Genomic DNA, 18078 nt, shown 5'->3' with positions numbered 1-18078 from the left:
CTCGGCGCCCAGGTCGGCCAGCGCCGACTCCAGCACCTCGGCGGCCTCCGCGTACCGCCCCTGCCGCAGCAGGAAGCCGCCCAGCTGCTGCCGCGCCCAGGCACCCAGCGTGCCGCTCTCCCCGGCCTCGTCGGCCCAGTGCGCGGCCTCCAGGGCGTGCCCGGCGGCGTCCACGGCGTCGCCGCGCCCGCCGACCACCTCGGCCAGCTGCAGATGCAGCTGCGCCCTCCCGACCGGCTCCACGTACGGCCCGCCGTGCTCCAGGGCCGCGCGCAGCGCCCGTTCGGCCCCCGCCGGATCACCGGCCTCGTGGGCCAGGGCGGCGAGCTGCACCTCGTACTCCACCGCGAACCAGGGCAGCCCCGCGGCCACGTACTCCTCGGCGGCGCGCCGGAACAACCGCGCCGCCCGCCCGGCGTCCCCGGCGATCCCGGCCAGCTCCGCGAGCATGCCCCGCGCCTCGGCGGCCCGCGCCACCAGCCGCACGTCGTCCCCGCAGCGGCCCTCGACGAGGGCCAGCACCTCCCGCACGGCGGCCTCGGCGTCGGCGCCGGCGTCCTCGGCGTTCCGCTCGTGCACCCGTCGCATGAGGATCCGCGCCCGGCTCATCACCACCGACGCCGTCTGCCGCACACCGGTGGCCTCGGCCGCGTACAGCGCGAGCGCCTCGTCGTACGGCCCGGAGACCGCCGCCAGGGCCTCGTCCACCTCGCCCCGCAGCGCGCGGACGTACGCCCCACGCGCGCGTGCCGCCAACGCCTCCCCGGGGTCGCCCGCCTCGGCGTAGAGGGCGGCCGCCTGCTCGAACAGCCCGACGCCCTGCGGGCCGCGCGCCATCGCCTCGTGTTCGGCGATCTCCGCGCGGTCGCGCGGCTCCAGATCGGTGCCCCGCGCGGCCCGTGCCACGGCGGCCCACGCCTGAAGGGCCTGCGGCCGCAGGGTGTCCGACAGCCGCCGTGCCTCGGCGAGCAGGGCGGCCACATCGGGCTCGGCGGTCACGTCCGGCGCCGGGGGCGCGGTCGCGGGGGCCGGCGCCGGGCGCGGTGTGCGCACCCCCAGCGGCAGCCGCTCCACCAGCGGACGCTGCGCCATGCGCGCGCGTACCCGGTCGCCCACGTGCGACGTGCCGTTGCGCAGGTCGAAGCGCTCCGCCAGGGCCAGCGCCTCCGCGCGCGCGTGCACGGCGAGTTCGCCCGCCGTCCAGGTCCGCCCGGCGGGGCCCGGCACCGGCTGCCCGCCCAGGCCCAGCTCGGTCAGCCGGTCCATCAGCAGGGTCACCACGGCCATGAAGTCGAGCCGGCTGCGCGGATGCCCGGTGTCCGTGAAGTACGCGGGACGCCCGGCGAGCAGCTCCAGACCGCGCGCCTCGTTGCCGGTCAGCGCGCAGAACGCCACGTGCTCGGCGTAGGCGCTGCGCATGCTCTCCATGGGGCGGACGAGCCTGAGGCCCCGCAGATGGTGGGCGCGGGCCTCCTCCACGCGGCCCAGCCGCAGCAGTGGGATCAGCGAGGCGGCGAGGACGGAGTGCGGCTCGTGCGCGCAGCCGTACTCGCCCTCCAGGACCGGCCGCCACAGCCGCAGGGCCTGAGCGTCCCGGCCCTGCTCGACCTGCCAGGTGCCCTGCCCGTGCAGCTCGCAGGCGTGGCAGTCGGCCATCTCGTCCCGGTCGGCGGCGAGCCACGCGGCGTAGGCCCGCTCGGCCCGCGCCAGGTCCCCGACGTGCGCGGCCACGCTGAACTCGGCGCTGCGCACCGCCCGTTCGGAGTGCCCGGCGAGCCGGTAGCGGTGCTCCATCTCGGCGAGCCACTTCTCGATCGAGGCGAGCGGGATGTGCGGCTGGTCCAGCATGCCGGCCGACATCCACTTGAAGACCCAGTGCAGTGAGTGCGTCTCGTAGGCGTCGAAGTCCCCGGGCCGCTCGTCCCACATGCGCAGCAGCCGCGCGAACGGGACGAACATCTTGTCCTTCTCGGAGCTGTAGTTGTAGACCTTCACCTGGTGCCCGAGCGCCTCGATGACGGCCAGCGGAATGCCGAGCCCCTCCGCCTCGGCGAGCAGCTGCTCCGCGCGCGCGTTGCGGGCCGGGCCCTCCGGCTGCTCGGAGTTCTCCGCCATCGCCCGGCGCAGCGCGTCGAAGTCCGTGATCTCACCCATCAGTGACCGTCCTCCCCGTCCGCCGGCTCCCCGTGTGCGCTCTCCCCGTGCGTGGCCCACTCCAGCAGGCCGAGGAACGCCCGGTTGAGCAGTGCCGAGTCGGCGGGCCGCAGCGGGCGCTGCGCCATCAGCAGCGCCTGCCCGTACAGCGACTCGGTCGCGGTGCCGATCAGCTCGGGTTCCCGCAGCGAACTGATCCGGCGCACCAGCGGGTTCAGGTGGTTGAGCACCAGACGCGCGCGGGGGGCGCTGCCGCGCAGCGAGCCCAGGATGCCCGCCCACAGATCGTCGGCCCGCTCCTCGGCCGCCGCCCGTGCCTGCTCGTGCCGCGCGCCGCGGTCGTCCAGGTGCAGCGCGGGCACCGACAGCGGGTGGAAGGCGCGCAGGACGACGTCGCAGCCCAGCGGGTCGAGCTTCGCCCGCGCGGCCGCCAGGAAGCCGGACAGCGCCAGCTCCTGCGCCGGGTCGACCGCGTCCAGGTGCGCGGTGACGGTGTCCGCGTCCAGTTCGGCGACCACCGCCCCCTGCCGCACCGACGGCAGCGCCTCGACCAGCTCGCTGTCGTACGTGTAGCCGCCGTTGACCACCCCGACGCCCTGCGCGGAGGCGATCGGCGCGACCTGCCGGTACTCCTCGACGGTCCGGGTGAAGTGCACCACCGGGTGGCGCCGCGCGAACTCCTCCAGGGACAGCCGGCCGTCCGTCGTCTCGAACGGCAGCCACGGCAGCATCGTGCGCAGCATGTCGTGGTCGTGCCGGGCCAGGGACTTCACGCCCAGGTGGTGCACGGCGAGGAACGCCGCCAGCCGTTCCGGATCGCCGGCCGCGAGCCCCGTGAGCCAGGAACGAATCCTTTCGCCGAGGGCGTCCCGTACGGCCGCGAGCGTCTCGTCCTCGTACAGCGACTCCCGCGAGGCGGTGGGCCGCAGGCTGTCGGTGTCCAGCACGCAGCGCACGAAGAAGGCCCACTCCGGCAGGAGCTGTTCGGCCCGCTCGGTCAGCAGCATGCCCTTCAGGTGCACCCGATGGGTCGCGCGCTGGGCCGGGCTGACCGCCGACGGCAGCACGTACGCCACTCCCCGGATCCCGGCCAGCGGCACGTCCAGGTCGATCGCGTCCAGCGGCGTGAACCCGAACAGCTCCTGGCAGTGCCGGGCCAGGGCCACCCTGCGCGCGGCCGGGCCCGGATACGCGCGGTCCCAGGGCGCGGGCAGATCCGTGATCCGCTCCTCGCCCACCCGGACGTCGTACGGCAGCAGCGAGCCGAAGTCCCGGGCCAGCGTGCGCACCCGCTCGGGTGAGAGCCACTCGGCCGCGCCGGGCCGCGCCGTCAGGTGCACGGTCGTGCCGGGCTCGGGCCGCTCCGCGGCGGGCAGGGTGCGGACGGTGTAGGAGCCGTCGTCGCGCGCCGTCCACTCCACCGGTGGCGCGTCCGGCGTACGGGCGCTGCGGCTGACCACCCGGATCCGCTCGGCCACGACGAAGCAGGCGAGCAGCCCGATGCCGAACTGGCCGAGGAAGCCGGACCGGGCCTCCTGGATGCCCTCGGCCCGCTTGGAGCTGCGGCCGATGGTCGCCAGCAGGTCGTGCACGTCCGACTCGGTGAGCCCGATGCCGCTGTCCTCGACGCGCAGGCCGCCGTCCGCCGTGTGCAGCCGGACCAGCGCCGGGGCGTCCGGCTGCAGGGCCCGCCGCGCGGTGACGGCGTCCACCGCGTTCTGCAGCAGCTCGCGGAGATAGACCTTCGGGCTGGAGTAGAGGTGATGGGAGAGGAGGTCCACCAGACCGCGCAGGTCGACCTGGAACGTATGAGGTGTGTGAGGTGGGTGAGGTGACTGGGATGCCTGGGATGACTGTGAGGTCTGGGAGTCCATCGTCACTGCGCCGGAGGGGGGAGCGCGTGCGGCGCGGGGTCGGGCGGTCCCGTCGTGGGGGCGGTGACCGCGGGGGATGGCCGGAGCGCGTCATCCTAGACCCGAACAGCGCGCCTGACCAGCAGTTTCCCGGACATAAACGGCGCCTTGCCACGAATCGGCGACCGCGGCGGCTACGGCATTGTCAGTGCCGTGGTGTGCAATGGATCTCGTGCCCGCACTGGATGAACCCCTGAAGCAACCACTGAAGTCAGTGCTCGGCCCCGCCACCGCGAAGGTGATGGCCGAGCATCTCGGCCTGCACACCGTCGGCGACCTCCTGCACCACTACCCGCGCAGATACGAGGAGCGCGGCCAGCTCACCCACCTCGCCGACCTGCCCATGGACGAGCACGTGACGGTGGTCGCCCAGGTGGCCGACGCCCGCCTGCTCACCTTCGCCTCGGCCAAGGCGCCCCGGGGCAAGGGCCAGCGCCTCGAGGTCACGATCACCGACGGCAGCGGCCGCCTCCAGTTGGTCTTCTTCGGTCACGGCGTGCACAAGCCCCACAAGGAGCTGCTGCCGGGCACCCGCGCGATGTTCGCCGGCAAGGTCTCCGTCTTCAACCGCCGCCTCCAACTCGCCCACCCCGCCTATGAGTTGCTGCGAGGCGACGGCGAGGAGGCCGTCGAGACCTGGGCCGGCGCCCTCATCCCCATCTACCCGGCCACCGGCAAACTGGAGTCCTGGAAGATCGGCAAGGCGGTCCAGACGGTCCTGCCCAGTGCCGCGGACGCCGTCGACCCGCTCCCCGACTCCCTGCGCGAGGGCCGCGGGCTGCTCCCCCTCCCCGAGGCCCTCCACAGGATCCACCGCCCGCACACCAAGGCCGACATCGCCGACGCCCGCGCCCGCCTGAAGTGGGACGAGGCCTTCGTCCTCCAGGTGGCCCTCGCCCGCCGCCGCCACGCCGACACCCAGCTCCCGGCGGCGCCCCGCCGCCCGAAGCCGGACGGCCTCCTGACGGCCTTCGACGACCGCCTGCCCTTCACCCTCACCGACGGCCAGCAGAAGGTCTCCCAGGAGATCTTCGCCGACCTCGCCACGGAACACCCGATGCACCGCCTCCTGCAGGGAGAGGTCGGATCGGGCAAGACCCTGGTGGCCCTGCGCGCCATGCTCGCCGTGGTCGACGCGGGCGGCCAGGCGGCCATGCTCGCGCCCACCGAGGTCCTCGCCCAGCAGCACCACCGCTCGATCACCGAGATGATGGGCGAACTGGCCGAGGGCGGCATGCTCGGCGGATCGGAGCACGCCACCAAGGTGGTCCTGCTCACCGGCTCGATGGGCGCCGCCGCCCGCCGCCAGGCCCTCCTCGACCTGGCCACCGGCGAGGCCGGCATCGTGGTCGGGACCCACGCCCTGATCGAGGACAAGGTGCAGTTCCACGACCTCGGCCTGGTCGTCGTCGACGAACAGCACCGCTTCGGCGTCGAACAGCGCGACGCGCTGCGCGGCAAGGGCAAGCAGCCCCCGCACCTCCTCGTCATGACGGCGACCCCCATCCCGCGCACGGTCGCGATGACCGTCTTCGGCGACCTGGAGACCTCGGTCCTCGACCAGCTCCCGGCCGGCCGCTCGCCCATCGCCACCCACGTCGTCCCCGCCGCCGACAAGCCCCACTTCCTCGCCCGCGCCTGGGAGCGGGTCCGCGAGGAGGTCGAGGGCGGCCACCAGGCGTACGTCGTCTGCCCCCGCATCGGCGACGAGGAGGACGATCCGAAGAAGGCCGGCAAGAAGAAGTCCCCCGAGGACGAGGCGGAGAAGCGCCCGCCGCTGGCCGTCCTCGACGTGGCCGAGCAGCTGGCCGGAGGCCCCTTGAGGGGCCTGCGGGTCGAGGTCCTGCACGGCCGCATGCACCCGGACGACAAGGACGCGGCGATGCGCCGCTTCGCGGCCGGCGACACCGACGTCCTGGTCGCCACCACGGTCATCGAGGTCGGCGTCAACGTCCCCAACGCCACGGCCATGGTGATCATGGATGCCGACCGCTTCGGCGTCTCCCAGCTCCACCAGCTGCGCGGACGGGTCGGCCGCGGCTCGGCCCCCGGGCTGTGCCTCCTGGTCACCGAGATGCCCGAGGCGAGCGCCGCCCGCCGGCGGCTGAACGCGGTCGCCGCCACCCTCGACGGCTTCGAGCTCTCCCGCATCGACCTCGAACAGCGCCGCGAGGGCGACGTCCTCGGCCAGGCCCAGTCCGGCGCCCGCTCCAGCCTCCGGGTCCTCGCGGTCATCGAGGACGAGGAGGTCATCGCGGAGGCGAGACAGGAGGCGGCGCACCTGGTGGCGGCCGATCCCGAACTGGAGCGGCTGCCGGGTCTGCGCACGGCCCTGGACGCCCTCCTGGACGAGGAGCGGGAGCAGTACCTGGAGAAGGGGTGAGCCGCAGCGCGCTCCGAAGAGACGCGGGGCAGTATGCGATGTGCGGCCACCGCCGCGCGAGCGACCAGCCACAATGAACCCGTGAAGCCGCCCACGAAGAAGGACCCCACATGACCCGCGTGATCGCCGGTCGGGCAGGCGGACGGCGCCTGTCGGTACCGCCCGGCACCGGAACACGGCCAACATCGGACCGCGCACGCGAGGGCCTCTTCTCCACCTGGCAGTCCCTCCTGGGCGGCCCCCTGGACGGCGAGCGCGTCCTCGACCTCTACGCCGGCTCGGGCGCCGTGGGCCTGGAAGCCCTCTCCCGGGGAGCGGGCCACACCCTCCTCGTCGAAGCCGACGCCCGCGCGGCGCGGGTCGTGCGCGAGAACGTGAAGAGCCTGGGCCTGCCCGGCGCCGAAGTGCGAGCGGGCAAAGCGGAACACGTCATCCGGACCGCGCCGCCCGCCGAGCCGTACGACCTCGTCTTCCTCGACCCGCCGTACGCCGTCACGGACGACGATCTTCGCGAGATTCTGCTCACACTCCACTCGGAAGGCTGGCTCGCTGAGCAAGCGCTCGTCACCGTGGAGCGCAGCACCAGAGGCGGGACATTCCAGTGGCCGGACGGCTTCGAGGCGATCCGGTCCCGTCGCTACGGCGAGGGAACGTTTTGGTACGGTCGCGCCGCCTCTACGTGCGAAGACGCACGATGACCGGACCGGAGAGCGAGGGATCACAAGTGCGCCGCGCCGTCTGTCCCGGGTCGTTCGACCCGATCACCAACGGACATCTCGACATCATCGCCCGAGCTTCGCGTCTGTACGACGAGGTCTACGTCGCGGTGATGATCAACAAGGCCAAGAAGGGCCTGTTCGAGATCGAGGAGCGGATCGAGCTGATCCGCGAGGTCACCGCCGACTACGCCAACGTCCGGGTCGAGGCCTTCCACGGCCTGCTCGTCGACTTCTGCAAGCAGCGCGACATCCCCGCGATCGTCAAGGGCCTGCGCGCCGTCAGTGACTTCGACTACGAGCTGCAGATGGCCCAGATGAACAACGGCCTCACCGGCGTCGAGACGCTCTTCGTGCCGACCAACCCCACCTACAGCTTCCTGTCCTCCTCGCTCGTGAAGGAGGTCGCGGCCTGGGGCGGCGACGTCTCCCACCTGGTGCCGCCGCAGGTGCTCGACGCCCTGAACCGGCGCCTGCGCAAGGACTGATGGGACTACAGTCGTCCCGTCCGTCTCCAACCCGGCTGTAGAGAGTGGCGAGCACAGGTGGACGTGCAGAAGAAGCTCGACGAGATCGTCTCCATGGTCTCCGGTGCCCGGGCCATGCCCATGTCGGCCTCGTGTGTGATCAACCGCGCCGACCTGCTCACGCTGCTGGAGGAGGTGCGCCAGGCGCTGCCCGGCTCGCTCGCACAGGCGCAGGAGCTGATCGGCGACCGCGAGCAGATGGTGGAGCAGGCCCGCCAGGAGGCCGAGCGGATCATCGAGAACGCGCACGCCGAGCGCGGCTCGCTGATCTCCGACACGGAGATCGCCCGCCGCTCCCAGGCCGAGGCCGACCGGATCCTCGCCGAGGCCCGCAAGGAGGCCGAGGAGATCCGCGCCGACGCCGACGACTACGTCGACTCCAAGCTCGCCAACTTCGAGGTCGTCCTCACCAAGACCCTCGGCTCGGTCGGCCGCGGCCGCGAGAAGTTGCTCGGCACCGGGCCCGGCCTGGACGAGAACGGCTACGAGGACGAGGACGCCCCCGAGCGCAGCCACGACCCGGAGACCCTGCGCCACAACGCCGACCAGTACGTCGACGCCAAGCTGGGCGCCTTCGAGGCGGTGCTCGCCAAGACCCTGGAGGCGGTCGGCCGCGGCCGGCAGAAGCTGCACGGCCGTATCGCCACCGACGACCTCGGGGCCCTCGCCGACGACACCACGACCTTCCAGCACTCCAGCGACGCCGACTACCTGGCCGACCTCGCGGCCCTCGCGGACCAGGACGCCGCGGCCGAACAGCAGCCGGTCCCGCAGCAGCCGGTCCAGCAGCCGGTCCCGCAGCAGCCGCAGCAGCCGTCGTACGAGCCGCAGCCGGCCTACGCGTACGACCAGCAGCAGCCCGATCCGTACAGCGGCTACCCGCAGCAGCCCGTCTACGGCCAGCAGGACCCGTACGGCTACCAGCAGGCCGATCCGTACGCCTACCAGCCCGCCTACGAGCCCCAGCAGGCGGCCTACGACCCGCACCAGGTCCCACAGCAGCCCCAGCAGGGCTACGCTCTGGAGGAGACCAGCCTCTTCGACACGAGCATGATCAGCGCGGAGCAGCTGCGGGCGTACGAGCAGGGACGCGGCCTGTAGCCGCGCACCCGATTGGGCCCTGAGCGAAAGGTCCAGTATCCTGGCTCTTCGGTCGCGCGTGCGCTCATTGCGTGCTGCACGCCGTCCGCCCTCAGCGCTGCCCCGGGACCCCGAGGCCGGCGTCCCTTCGAGTTCGTAAGACCGAAAGCAGGAATGGCTTCCAACGCCCGCCTCGACCACCGCAACCCCCTCGTGATCGACACGCACGAGCTGGGCCGGCGTCCTGGTGCGCTGCAGCGCCTGACCCGCACGGTCGACGCCCCGAAGGACCTCGGTCTGCAGGACGTCATCGGAGTGCCGGAAGGCGCACGGGTGGAACTCGAACTCCGGCTCGAGTCGGTCATGGAAGGTGTGCTCGTCACAGGCACCGCCCGTGCGACGACCGAGGGGGAGTGCGTAAGGTGTCTGGAGCCGCTGGAGCTGGAGCTCGAAGCGGACTTCCAGGAGATGTTCTCGTACCCTGACGCCGACGACCGGGGCCGCGTGATCGCGGAACCGGGCGACGACGCCGAGGACGACGAGGACAGGCTCTTTGTCGAGGACGGTCTGATCGACCTCGAGCCTCTGCTGCGCGATGCGGTGGTGCTCGCACTGCCGATGCAGCCGGTGTGCCGGGAGGACTGCCCGGGTCTGTGCTCCGAGTGCGGAGCACGGCTCGCGGACGACCCGGACCACCACCACGACGCCGTCGACATCCGTTGGGCGGCTTTGCAGGGACTCGCCGGATCCATGACGGACGGCGAGAAGGACGAGATGAGCGGCGACGCGACTCGATCAGCGCGCGTCGACGAGAAGCAGGAGAAGTAGCCGTGGCTGTTCCGAAGCGGAAGATGTCGCGCAGCAACACGCGCCACCGCCGGTCGCAGTGGAAGGCTGCGGTCCCCACCCTGGTTGCGTGCGAGCGCTGCCACGAGCCCAAGCAGCAGCACATCGCGTGCCCCTCGTGCGGCACCTACAACAAGCGCCAGGTCCTCGAAGTCTGAGCGGGCTGGTGAGAGGCACTGTGTCCAGTCCCAAGAAGGCGGAAGACGCCAAGGCGGACGCACCCGCCAAGAAGAAGGCGGACAACCAGGCCTCGTCCCACACGCTTCTGGAAGGGCGGCTCGGCTACCAGGTCGAGTCCGCCCTTCTGGTGCGCGCGCTGACCCACCGTTCCTACGCGTACGAGAACGGCGGTCTGCCGACGAACGAGCGGCTGGAGTTCCTCGGGGACTCCGTGCTCGGTCTCGTCGTCACGGACACGCTGTACCGCATCCACCCCGACCTGCCCGAGGGCCAGCTGGCCAAGCTGCGGGCCGCGGTGGTCAACTCGCGTGCGCTGGCGGAGGTCGGGCGCGGGCTCGACCTGGGCGCCTTCATCCGGCTCGGCCGGGGTGAAGAGGGCACGGGCGGCCGGGACAAGGCGTCCATCCTCGCCGACACCCTCGAAGCGGTGATCGGCGCGGTCTATCTCGACCAGGGCCTCGACGCGGCCTCCGAACTGGTGCACCGCCTGTTCGACCCGCTGATCGAGAAGTCCTCCAACCTGGGCGCCGGCCTGGACTGGAAGACCTCCCTGCAGGAGCTGACCGCGATCGAGGGACTCGGCGTGCCCGAGTACCTGGTCACGGAGAGCGGCCCCGACCACGAGAAGACCTTCACTGCTGCCGCCCGCGTCGGAGGCGTCTCGTACGGCACCGGCACCGGCCGCAGCAAGAAGGAGGCGGAGCAGCAGGCCGCCGAGTCCGCCTGGCGGTCCATCCGGGCAGCCGCGGACGAGCGGGCCAAGGCGGCCGGCGAGGCCGCCAAGGCCGTCGAGGAAGCTGCCAAGGACGGCGACACGTCGTCCGCCACCGCCTGACGAAGCACGGCCGAGCGCCCGCCCGGAGTCCGCACTCCGGACGGGCGCTCGGCTCATCACCGGACCCGTACGGGGGTTTCCATGCCCGAGTTGCCCGAGGTCGAGGTCGTCCGGCGCGGCCTTGAACGGTGGGTGGCCCACCGCACCGTCGCCGAGGCCGAGGTGCTGCACCCGCGCGCCGTACGCCGGCACGTGGCCGGCCCCGACGACTTCGCGCACCGGCTGAGGGGCCACCACATCGGCGCCCCCAGCCGGCGCGGCAAGTACCTGTGGCTGCCGCTGGAGGAGACCAACCAGTCGGTCCTCGCGCACCTCGGCATGAGCGGGCAGTTGCTGGTGCAGCCGCACGAGGCGGCGGACGAGAAGCACCTGCGCATCCGGATACGGTTCGCCGACGGCCTGGGCACCGAACTGCGCTTCGTCGACCAACGCACCTTCGGCGGGCTGTCGTTGCACGACAACACCGCCCAGGGTCTGCCCGACGTGATCGCGCACATCGCCCGCGACCCGCTGGACCCGCTGTTCGACGACGACGCCTTCCATCAGGCGTTGCGCCGCAAGCGCACCACCATCAAGCGAGCCCTGCTGGACCAGTCGTTGATCAGCGGGGTCGGCAACATCTACGCGGACGAGGCGCTGTGGCGCTCCCGCATCCACTACGAGCGGCCGACCGCCGGCTTCACCCGCCCGGTCACCGCCGAACTCCTCCGCCACATCAGGGACGTGATGAACGCGGCCCTGGCCGTCGGCGGCACCAGCTTCGACAGCCTCTACGTCAACGTCAACGGCCAGTCCGGCTACTTCGGCCGTTCCCTCGACGCCTACGGCCGCGAGGGCGAGCCGTGCCGGCGCTGTGCCACCCCGATCCGCCGCCGGTCCTGGATGAACCGCTCCAGCTACTTCTGCCCGAAGTGTCAGAGGGCGCCGCGCGTCTCGTCGTAACGCGCACGGGCGGCCAGTACCTCGTCCATGGACCCCTCCACGCAGTGGATGAGCGCCAGCAGCCGCTCGGCGACCCGGCGGCCGAGCGGCGTCAAGTCGTAGTCCACGCGCGGCGGGTTCGTCGGCTGGGCCTCGCGGTGCACCAGGCCGTCCCGCTCCAGCGCGTGCAGCGTCTGCGACAGCATCTTCTCGCTGACCCCGTCGACGCGGCGGCGCAGCTCGTTGAAGCGCAGCGAACCCTCGTACAGCGCGCCGAGCGTCAGCCCGCCCCAGCGGCCCGTGACGTGCTCCAGCGTGCCGCGCGAGGGACAGGCCTTGGCGAAGACGTTGTAGGCGAGGTCTTCCAGGTTCCCGGCGGTCATGTCCCAAGCGTACGCGAGCGCAGCGCTACCCGCGAGGTTGCACTAACTTCTCGATAGTGCTTTCCTTCAGTTAGTGCTTCCGGGCTGTGCCTGAGCGCTCAGCCGCCCATCCAAGGAGGTTTCATGACCACGCCCGTCGTCTCCATCGCCTACCACTCCGGCTACGGCCACACCGCCGCCCTCGCCGAGGCCGTCCGCGCCGGTGCCGCCGAGGCGGGCGCCGAGGTGCATCTGATCAAGGTCGACGAGATCACCGAGGAGCAGTGGGAGACGCTGGACCGCTCCGACGCGATCGTCTTCGGCTCGCCCACCTACATGGGCACCGCCTCCGGCGCCTTCCACGTCTTCGCCGAGGCGACCTCCAAGCGCTGGTTCGGCCAGGACTGGCGGGACAAGTTGGCCGCCGGCTTCACCAACTCGGCGTCGAAGAGCGGCGACAAGCTGCACACCTTGCAGTTCTTCCAGACGCTCGCCGCCCAGCACGGCATGCACTGGGTCAACCTGGGCCTGCTCCCCGGGTGGAACAGCACCACGGCCTCCGAGAACGACCTCAACCGCCTCGGCTTCTTCGCCGGAGCCGCCGCCCAGTCCAACACGGACGAGGGCCCCGAGGCCGTCCACAAGTCCGACCTGGCCACGGCCGAGCACCTCGGCCGCCGGGTGACCGAGACGGCGAGGGCGCTCAGGCGCGGACGGGTCGCCGCGTAGGCGCCTTACGGCCGCCGCCGGCTCGGGGGAGGGGAAGCGTCCCTAGGACGCGGACTCGACCGAGACCCGGCACGACTACGCTGCGCGTGTGCGTGCGGAAGAGGTTTCCCGCTGGATCGCGGTTCACGATGCTTCGATCAGCGCGGTCGAGCTTGCCTCAGCGTTCCATGCCTACCTCCGCGCTCTGCCGTGGGCGGGCCATGGCATCGACTGGCGAGACCTGCCGTACCGATCCCTCGGGCTTCAAGGCGTCTCGGACGATGAGGCGGTGGAGTGGGCGAGGATGACGCCCATGGGCGCCCACGACCACGTCCTGTTGATCGACTCGGCGTCCGAGCCGGGTGTCATCTGCGCTTTCGACGATGCGCTGCGCGACTTCGAACTGCTGTCGAATCGTCCTGAGCTCTACATGTGCGGGGTGGACCTCGTGGGCGGGCTGCCCGAACCGACCTTCGGACACTTCATCGAGCGTCGCGCCTTCATGACCCTCAACGCGAGAGTGTGAGCCGCAGCCGGCGGGCCCAGCCTTCTTCGGGGCAATCGCCCGATGCCGATGCCGATGCCGATGCCGAAGGCGTCCGCCCCAGTTCGTGCGGGGCGGGAGGGCTGAACAAGGACGACTGTCGGCCACTTGGCGTGCCCGACGACTATCGGCCACTTGGCGTGCCCGACGGGTCGGCACGGTCCCTGCGACTCTCCCGGCTGCGCTCGCGCGGGAACGCTCCGCAGCGCGTGGCTGCGGAGCGTTCCTGGCGCCTAGTGGGGTTCAGTCGACTGCCTGCCCGTTGCCCGTGCCGCCCCTGCAGGTCCCGGTGCCCGGGTTGGCCGGGTTGGGTGCCCAATCGACCGTTCCGCCGCCTTCGATGCACTCACCCGGGGCGAGGGCATCGACGGCGCCCTGGCCTGCGGCTATCTCAGTAGCCGAAGTCCTGTGTCCACCAAGGCCCGCCCGTCCCGAGGTGGACGCCGACGCCCAGGGTTTTGAAGTCGCAGTTCAGGATGTTGGCGCGGTGGCCGGGGCTGTTCATCCAGGCGTCCATCACGGCCGCCGCGTCGGCCTGGCCGCGGGCTATGTTCTCGCCGCCGAGGTTGGCTATGCCGGCCGCCGCGGCCCGGTCCCACGGCGTTTTGCCGTCCGGGTCGGTGTGGTCGAAGAAGCCCCGCGCGGCCATGTCGTCGCTGAACGACCCGGCCAGCTTGGCCAGGGAGGGGCTCGCCGTCAGGGCACTGCAGCCGACCTTCGCCCGCTCCTCGTTGACGAGCTTGAGGACCTCGGCCTCGGCGGCGGCCTGCGCGGACGTCGTCACCGGCGCGGAGGTGGCCGACGGGGCCTTGGGGGCCGCGTGCTGGGACGGGGTCGTCTCCGGCTTGGAGGGGGCGGCCGTCTTGGAGGGGGCGCTGTTCGGCGGGGCCGCCTTCGCGGGAGGCGCCGTGGGCGAGTCCGAGGGGGACGCCGACGGGCTGCCGGGGGACGGGGAGCGCTGGGTGTCCCGGCTGGTGGTGCCGCCTCCGGTCCGGCCGTCGACGCTGCCCGAGGTGCCGCCCTGCTCGCCGGCCGCGTTGGTGGGGGAGCCGGCGGCCTGCACCTGGTCGCCGCCGGTGGTCTGCGTGGAGCCGCCGAACCTGTAGTTCTGCAGGCCCGGGACCATGCCGGTGGCCACCGCGGCCGTACCCAGGGCGACGGCCGCGGACACCCCGAGCAGGCCCGTGCGCACCGGCTTGGCGGCGGCCTTCTTGCGGTGCCGGTTGCCGTGGGACGGGCCGTCGTCCGGGCTGAACCCGCCCGTGTCGTCGTCGGGTGTGAACAGGTAGGAGTGGGCCCGGGCGTTCGCCTCGGCGTAGGCCTCCGGGTTGAGGTAGGGCGCGATCCCCCTGGGTGCCTGCCGGCCCCGAGATGAGTACCCCGAGGAGGAGTACCCCGAGTACCCCGAGGAGGAGTACTCCGGGGCGGAGTACGGGAAGTCGTCGGCCCCGGCGGCGGGGTCGTAGCTGTGCGTGACCTCCGTGGCGTGACCCGTGGTGGCGCGGCCGGCGGCGGAGCGTCGGTGGCGTCCCATGTCCCTGCCCTCTTCTCGTGCTCGCGGTCGACCGGGGCTGCCGCGGGTGACTCCCCCCTGGCCCAACCCGGCTCACTCGATCGAGTGAGTTTCATATGAGATTCATTGGACCGGGACGGTACCGCATGCCGCCGGGGCGCGAGGTGTCCCCGGCCAGATCGGCCGTTAGGTTGCAGCCATGAGTGAGGATGTGCGACTGGTCGCCTGGGTGCGCGGGCACGTGCAGGGCGTGGGCTTTCGTTGGTTCACACGCGCCAAGGCACTGGAGATCGGCGGCCTGAGTGGTTTTGCTCTCAACCTGGCGGACGGCCGGGTCCAGGTCGTCGCGGAGGGCTCGCGCGAGGGCTGCGAGGGGTTGCTCGACTGGCTCCAGGGCGACGACACGCCCGGGAACGTGGACGGCGTCACCGAGATCTGGGACACACCCCGCGGCGGCTACGACGGCTTCGCCATCCGCTGAGCCGGTTCTGTACAGCCCCGCAGGCGGGAGCCCCGGCCGCTGCCGGAGGCACATGCGGACGGCAGAAACGACCTGGTGGTTGTCAACGCGGGCGCGGCGTGGCAGGCTCCGCTGGTACAGCTGATCGCCACGCCCTGTGGGCCCCGGATGACATGCAGCGCCGCCGCTTTCCAGGCCGCGCGCCCCGGTTTGCCCGCCAATACGGGGCGTGATCGTGTTGACCGTCAAACTTTTTGGTGAGACGCTGAAAGCCCCGCGCACCTTAGCTGTTTGGCATGGAGCAACTGCAGAGCAACACCCCGATGTGCCAGGCACCGCGGGTGCGAATCCCTCACGACCCACACCGCATCGGTCGGTCACTCAGTGTGGAGGACCATCCATCATGGCAAAGGCGCTTCTCGGTTACGTCGGCGGCTCCGACCCTCGACTCCTCGCCGAGATGCGACGGCTGCAGCAGCGTGTGCAGGACCTGGAGTCCGAGCTGGTCCGGATCCAGGCGGAGAACGACGCGCTGACGGCTGCCGCCTCTCAGGACAGGATCATGGAGAGCATCGACGCACACCAGGCGGAGCCTGCGCTCACCTGATCACTGCATCAGCTCCACAACAGCAGTCGCAGTGGTTGGGCTGCCCGTATCAACCGCTCAGTTGATCGGACGGCTGGAACCCAGCCGTCAGAGATTGCAAGGGACGCTTCGGCGTCCCTTCGTTCTTTCCCCCGCGCATCCTTTCACCCTCTTCAACGTCTGGTGTGCCCGGCATGCTCAATGGCGAAACCGCGGGGTTGCGAGTGTTCGTGGAGTGAGATAGGCGGGGCCGGGTAGAGTCCGGCGGCGTGCACCTCAAGGCCCTGACCCTCCGCGGGTTCAAGTCGTTCGCCTCGGCGACCACCCTCCGGTTCGAACCGGGGATCACGTGTGTCGTCGGCCCGAACGGCTCGGGCAAGTCCAATGTCGTGGACGCGCTCAGCTGGGTCATGGGCGAGCAGGGCGCCAAGTCGCTGCGCGGCGGCAAGATGGAGGACGTCATCTTCGCCGGCACCACCGGCCGCCCGCCGCTGGGCCGCGCCGAGGTGTCCCTGACCATCGACAACTCCGACGGGGCCCTGCCCATCGAGTACGCCGAGGTCACCATCACGCGGATCATGTTCCGCAACGGCGGCAGCGAGTACCAGATCAACGGCGACACCTGCCGCCTGCTGGACATCCAAGAACTCCTCTCCGACTCCGGCATCGGCCGCGAGATGCACGTCATTGTCGGCCAGGGCCAGCTCGACTCCGTCCTGCACGCCGATCCGATGGGCCGCCGCGCCTTCATCGAGGAGGCCGCCGGCGTGCTCAAGCACCGCAAGCGCAAGGAGAAGGCGCTCAGGAAACTGGACGCGATGCAGGCCAACCTCGCGCGCGTGCAGGACCTGACGGACGAACTGCGCCGCCAGCTCAAGCCGCTGGGCCGTCAGGCGGCGGTGGCGCGCAGGGCCGCCGTCATCCAGGCGGACCTCCGCGACGCCCGTCTCCGGCTTCTCGCCGACGACCTCGTACGGCTGCGCGAGGCCTTGAAGTCCGAGATCGCCGACGAGGCGGCCCTGAAGGAGCGCAAGGAGGCCGCCGAGCAGGAGCTGAAGAAGGCCCTGCACCGCGAGGGCCTGCTGGAGGACGAGGTACGGCAGCTCACGCCGCGCCTCCAGCGGGCCCAACAGACCTGGTACGAGCTGTCCCAGCTCGCCGAGCGGGTGCGCGGCACCGTCTCGCTGGCCGACGCCCGGGTGAAGAGCGCCACCTCCGCACCGCCTGAGGAGCGCCGGGGCCGCGACCCCGAGGACATGGAGCGCGAGGCCGCCCGCATCCGCGAGCAGGAGGCCGAGCTGGAGGCCGCCCTGGAGGCAGCCCAGCGCGCCCTGGACGACACGGTCGCCCACCGCGCCGAACTGGAGCGGGAGCTGGCCGCCGAGGAACGCCGGCTCAAGGACGTGGCCCGCGCCATCGCCGACCGCCGCGAGGGCCTGGCCCGCCTCTCCGGACAGGTCAACGCCGCCCGCTCGCGCGCCGCCTCCGCCCAGGCCGAGATCGACCGGCTGGCCACGGCCCGCGACGAGGCCCAGGAGCGCGCCGTGCGTGCCCAGGAGGAGTACGAGGCCCTGCAGGCCGAGGTCGACGGCCTCGACGCCGACGACGCGGAACTCGCCGGGCGGCACGAGGCGGCCAAGCGCCGGCTGGCCGAGGAGGACGCCGCGCTCGGCGCCGCCCGCGAGGCTCTCACCGCGGCCGAGCGCGCCCGCGCCGCGACCCAGGCGCGGCACGACGCCCTCGCCATGGGCCTCCGGCGGAAGGACGGCACCGGAACCCTGCTCGGGGCGCGGGACCGGCTCACCGGCATCCTGGGCCCGGCCGCGGAACTGCTGACGGTGAGCCCGGGTTACGAAATCCCGCTGGCGGCCGCGTTCGGCGCGGCGGCGGACGCGATCGCCGTGACGACCCCTGCCTTTGCCGCCGAGGCGCTCCGCCTCCTGCGCAAGCAGGACGGCGGCCGGGCCGCCCTGCTCCTGGCGGGGGCGCCCGAAGCGGCCCGCACGGACGCGGGGCAGGACCGGTCCGCGGACGCCGCACCGTCCGTCCCGGCCCCCGGACGCCTGGCCGCCGACCTGGTCTCCGGCCCTGCCGAGCTGATGCCCGCCGTCCGCCGCCTCCTGCGGGGAATCGTCGTCGTCGGCACCCTGGAGGACGCCGAGGACCTGGTGGGCTCCCACCCCGAGCTGACCGCTGTCACCGCCGAGGGCGATCTGCTCGGTGCCCACTTCGCCCAGGGCGGATCCGCCGGGGCGCCCAGCCTGCTGGAGGTGCAGGCGTCCGTCGACGAGGCCGCCGCCGAGGTAGCCGTGGACGTCTGGCCGGGGCCCTCCTGGGCCACCCCCGGCCT

17 protein-coding genes are annotated in these 18078 nt (G+C 72.1%); 13 read left to right on the top strand and 4 right to left on the bottom strand.

All coding sequences use genetic code 11. From position 1 onward, the window contains the following. Together ACLU3S_RS27810 and ACLU3S_RS27805 are read right to left on the bottom strand one after the other, a co-directional pair. Positions 1–2154, bottom strand: a 2154-nt coding sequence (locus ACLU3S_RS27810) for a tetratricopeptide repeat protein (RefSeq protein WP_413954704.1), incomplete at its 3' end; no start/stop codon positions are given. Next, positions 2154–4028, bottom strand: a complete 1875-nt coding sequence (locus tag ACLU3S_RS27805) for an HSP90 family protein (RefSeq protein WP_413954703.1) — start codon at positions 4026–4028, stop codon at positions 2154–2156. The genes ACLU3S_RS27810 and ACLU3S_RS27805, both read right to left, overlap by 1 nt. A 202-nt stretch (positions 4029–4230) precedes the next feature. On the opposite strand from ACLU3S_RS27805, the gene recG reads away from it, so the two are divergent. The 8 genes from recG to mutM all read left to right on the top strand — a co-directional run bounded on the left by recG (position 4231) and on the right by mutM (position 11576). Continuing rightward, positions 4231–6450: an ATP-dependent DNA helicase RecG gene (gene recG, locus ACLU3S_RS27800; protein WP_413954702.1), complete on the top strand. Its 2220-nt coding sequence runs from the start codon at positions 4231–4233 to the stop codon at positions 6448–6450. A gap of 110 nt (positions 6451–6560) precedes the next feature. Continuing rightward, the gene (rsmD, locus tag ACLU3S_RS27795) at positions 6561–7148 is read left to right on the top strand and encodes a 16S rRNA (guanine(966)-N(2))-methyltransferase RsmD (protein WP_413954701.1); all 588 of its coding nucleotides are present in this window, start codon (positions 6561–6563) and stop codon (positions 7146–7148) included. Positions 7149–7174: 26 nt separating this feature from the next. Continuing rightward, positions 7175–7654 (top strand): pantetheine-phosphate adenylyltransferase, encoded by a 480-nt coding sequence (gene coaD / locus ACLU3S_RS27790; RefSeq protein WP_413954700.1) that lies wholly within the window; start codon positions 7175–7177, stop codon positions 7652–7654. Between the two features lie 57 nt (positions 7655–7711). Next, a complete protein-coding gene (locus ACLU3S_RS27785) occupies positions 7712–8794 on the top strand; it encodes an ATP synthase F0 subunit B (protein ID WP_413954699.1) in 1083 nt (360 codons plus the stop codon). A 153-nt stretch (positions 8795–8947) separates the two neighbouring features. Further along, positions 8948–9601: a YceD family protein gene (locus tag ACLU3S_RS27780; protein WP_413954698.1), complete on the top strand. Its 654-nt coding sequence runs from the start codon at positions 8948–8950 to the stop codon at positions 9599–9601. Positions 9602–9603: 2 nt separating this feature from the next. After that, the gene (gene rpmF / locus ACLU3S_RS27775; protein ID WP_003951102.1) at positions 9604–9777 is read left to right on the top strand and encodes a 50S ribosomal protein L32; all 174 of its coding nucleotides are present in this window, start codon (positions 9604–9606) and stop codon (positions 9775–9777) included. Positions 9778–9785: 8 nt separating this feature from the next. Beyond that, entirely contained in the window at positions 9786–10634 is an 849-nt protein-coding gene (gene rnc, locus ACLU3S_RS27770) for a ribonuclease III (protein WP_413954697.1), read from the top strand. 81 nt (positions 10635–10715) lie between these two features. Continuing rightward, positions 10716–11576 carry a bifunctional DNA-formamidopyrimidine glycosylase/DNA-(apurinic or apyrimidinic site) lyase gene (gene mutM, locus ACLU3S_RS27765; protein WP_413954696.1) on the top strand — a complete coding sequence of 287 codons (861 nt, stop codon included), beginning with the start codon at positions 10716–10718 and terminating at the stop codon, positions 11574–11576. Here mutM and ACLU3S_RS27760 read toward each other — a convergent pair. Next, positions 11549–11938, bottom strand: a complete 390-nt coding sequence (locus ACLU3S_RS27760; RefSeq protein WP_413954695.1) for a winged helix-turn-helix transcriptional regulator — start codon at positions 11936–11938, stop codon at positions 11549–11551. The genes mutM and ACLU3S_RS27760 overlap by 28 nt on opposite strands. Positions 11939–12061: 123 nt before the next feature. On the opposite strand from ACLU3S_RS27760, the gene ACLU3S_RS27755 reads away from it, so the two are divergent. Beyond that, positions 12062–12646 (top strand): flavodoxin family protein, encoded by a 585-nt coding sequence (locus tag ACLU3S_RS27755; protein WP_413954694.1) that lies wholly within the window; start codon positions 12062–12064, stop codon positions 12644–12646. Between the two features lie 88 nt (positions 12647–12734). After that, entirely contained in the window at positions 12735–13151 is a 417-nt protein-coding gene (locus ACLU3S_RS27750; protein ID WP_413954693.1) for a hypothetical protein, read from the top strand. A gap of 409 nt (positions 13152–13560) precedes the next feature. Here ACLU3S_RS27750 and ACLU3S_RS27745 read toward each other — a convergent pair whose 3' ends face one another. After that, positions 13561–14703 carry a CAP domain-containing protein gene (locus tag ACLU3S_RS27745; RefSeq protein ID WP_413954692.1) on the bottom strand — a complete coding sequence of 381 codons (1143 nt, stop codon included), beginning with the start codon at positions 14701–14703 and terminating at the stop codon, positions 13561–13563. Positions 14704–14881: 178 nt separating this feature from the next. Here ACLU3S_RS27745 and ACLU3S_RS27740 point away from each other — a divergent pair, with 178 nt between their 5' ends. From ACLU3S_RS27740 to ACLU3S_RS27730, 3 genes are all read left to right on the top strand, one after another. Beyond that, on the top strand, positions 14882–15163 hold the full coding sequence (locus ACLU3S_RS27740; RefSeq protein ID WP_413954691.1) for an acylphosphatase: 282 nt from the start codon (positions 14882–14884) through the stop codon (positions 15161–15163). 382 nt (positions 15164–15545) lie between these two features. After that, the gene (locus ACLU3S_RS27735) at positions 15546–15749 is read left to right on the top strand and encodes a hypothetical protein (protein WP_023546484.1); all 204 of its coding nucleotides are present in this window, start codon (positions 15546–15548) and stop codon (positions 15747–15749) included. A gap of 248 nt (positions 15750–15997) precedes the next feature. Next, positions 15998–18078, top strand: a 2081-nt coding sequence (locus ACLU3S_RS27730) for a chromosome segregation SMC family protein (protein WP_413954690.1), incomplete at its 3' end; no start/stop codon positions are given.

The organism is Streptomyces sp. AF1A (genome assembly GCF_047340315.1).
GTDB lineage: Bacteria > Actinomycetota > Actinomycetes > Streptomycetales > Streptomycetaceae > Streptomyces.
This window is presented reverse-complemented; position numbering and strand designations above follow the sequence as displayed.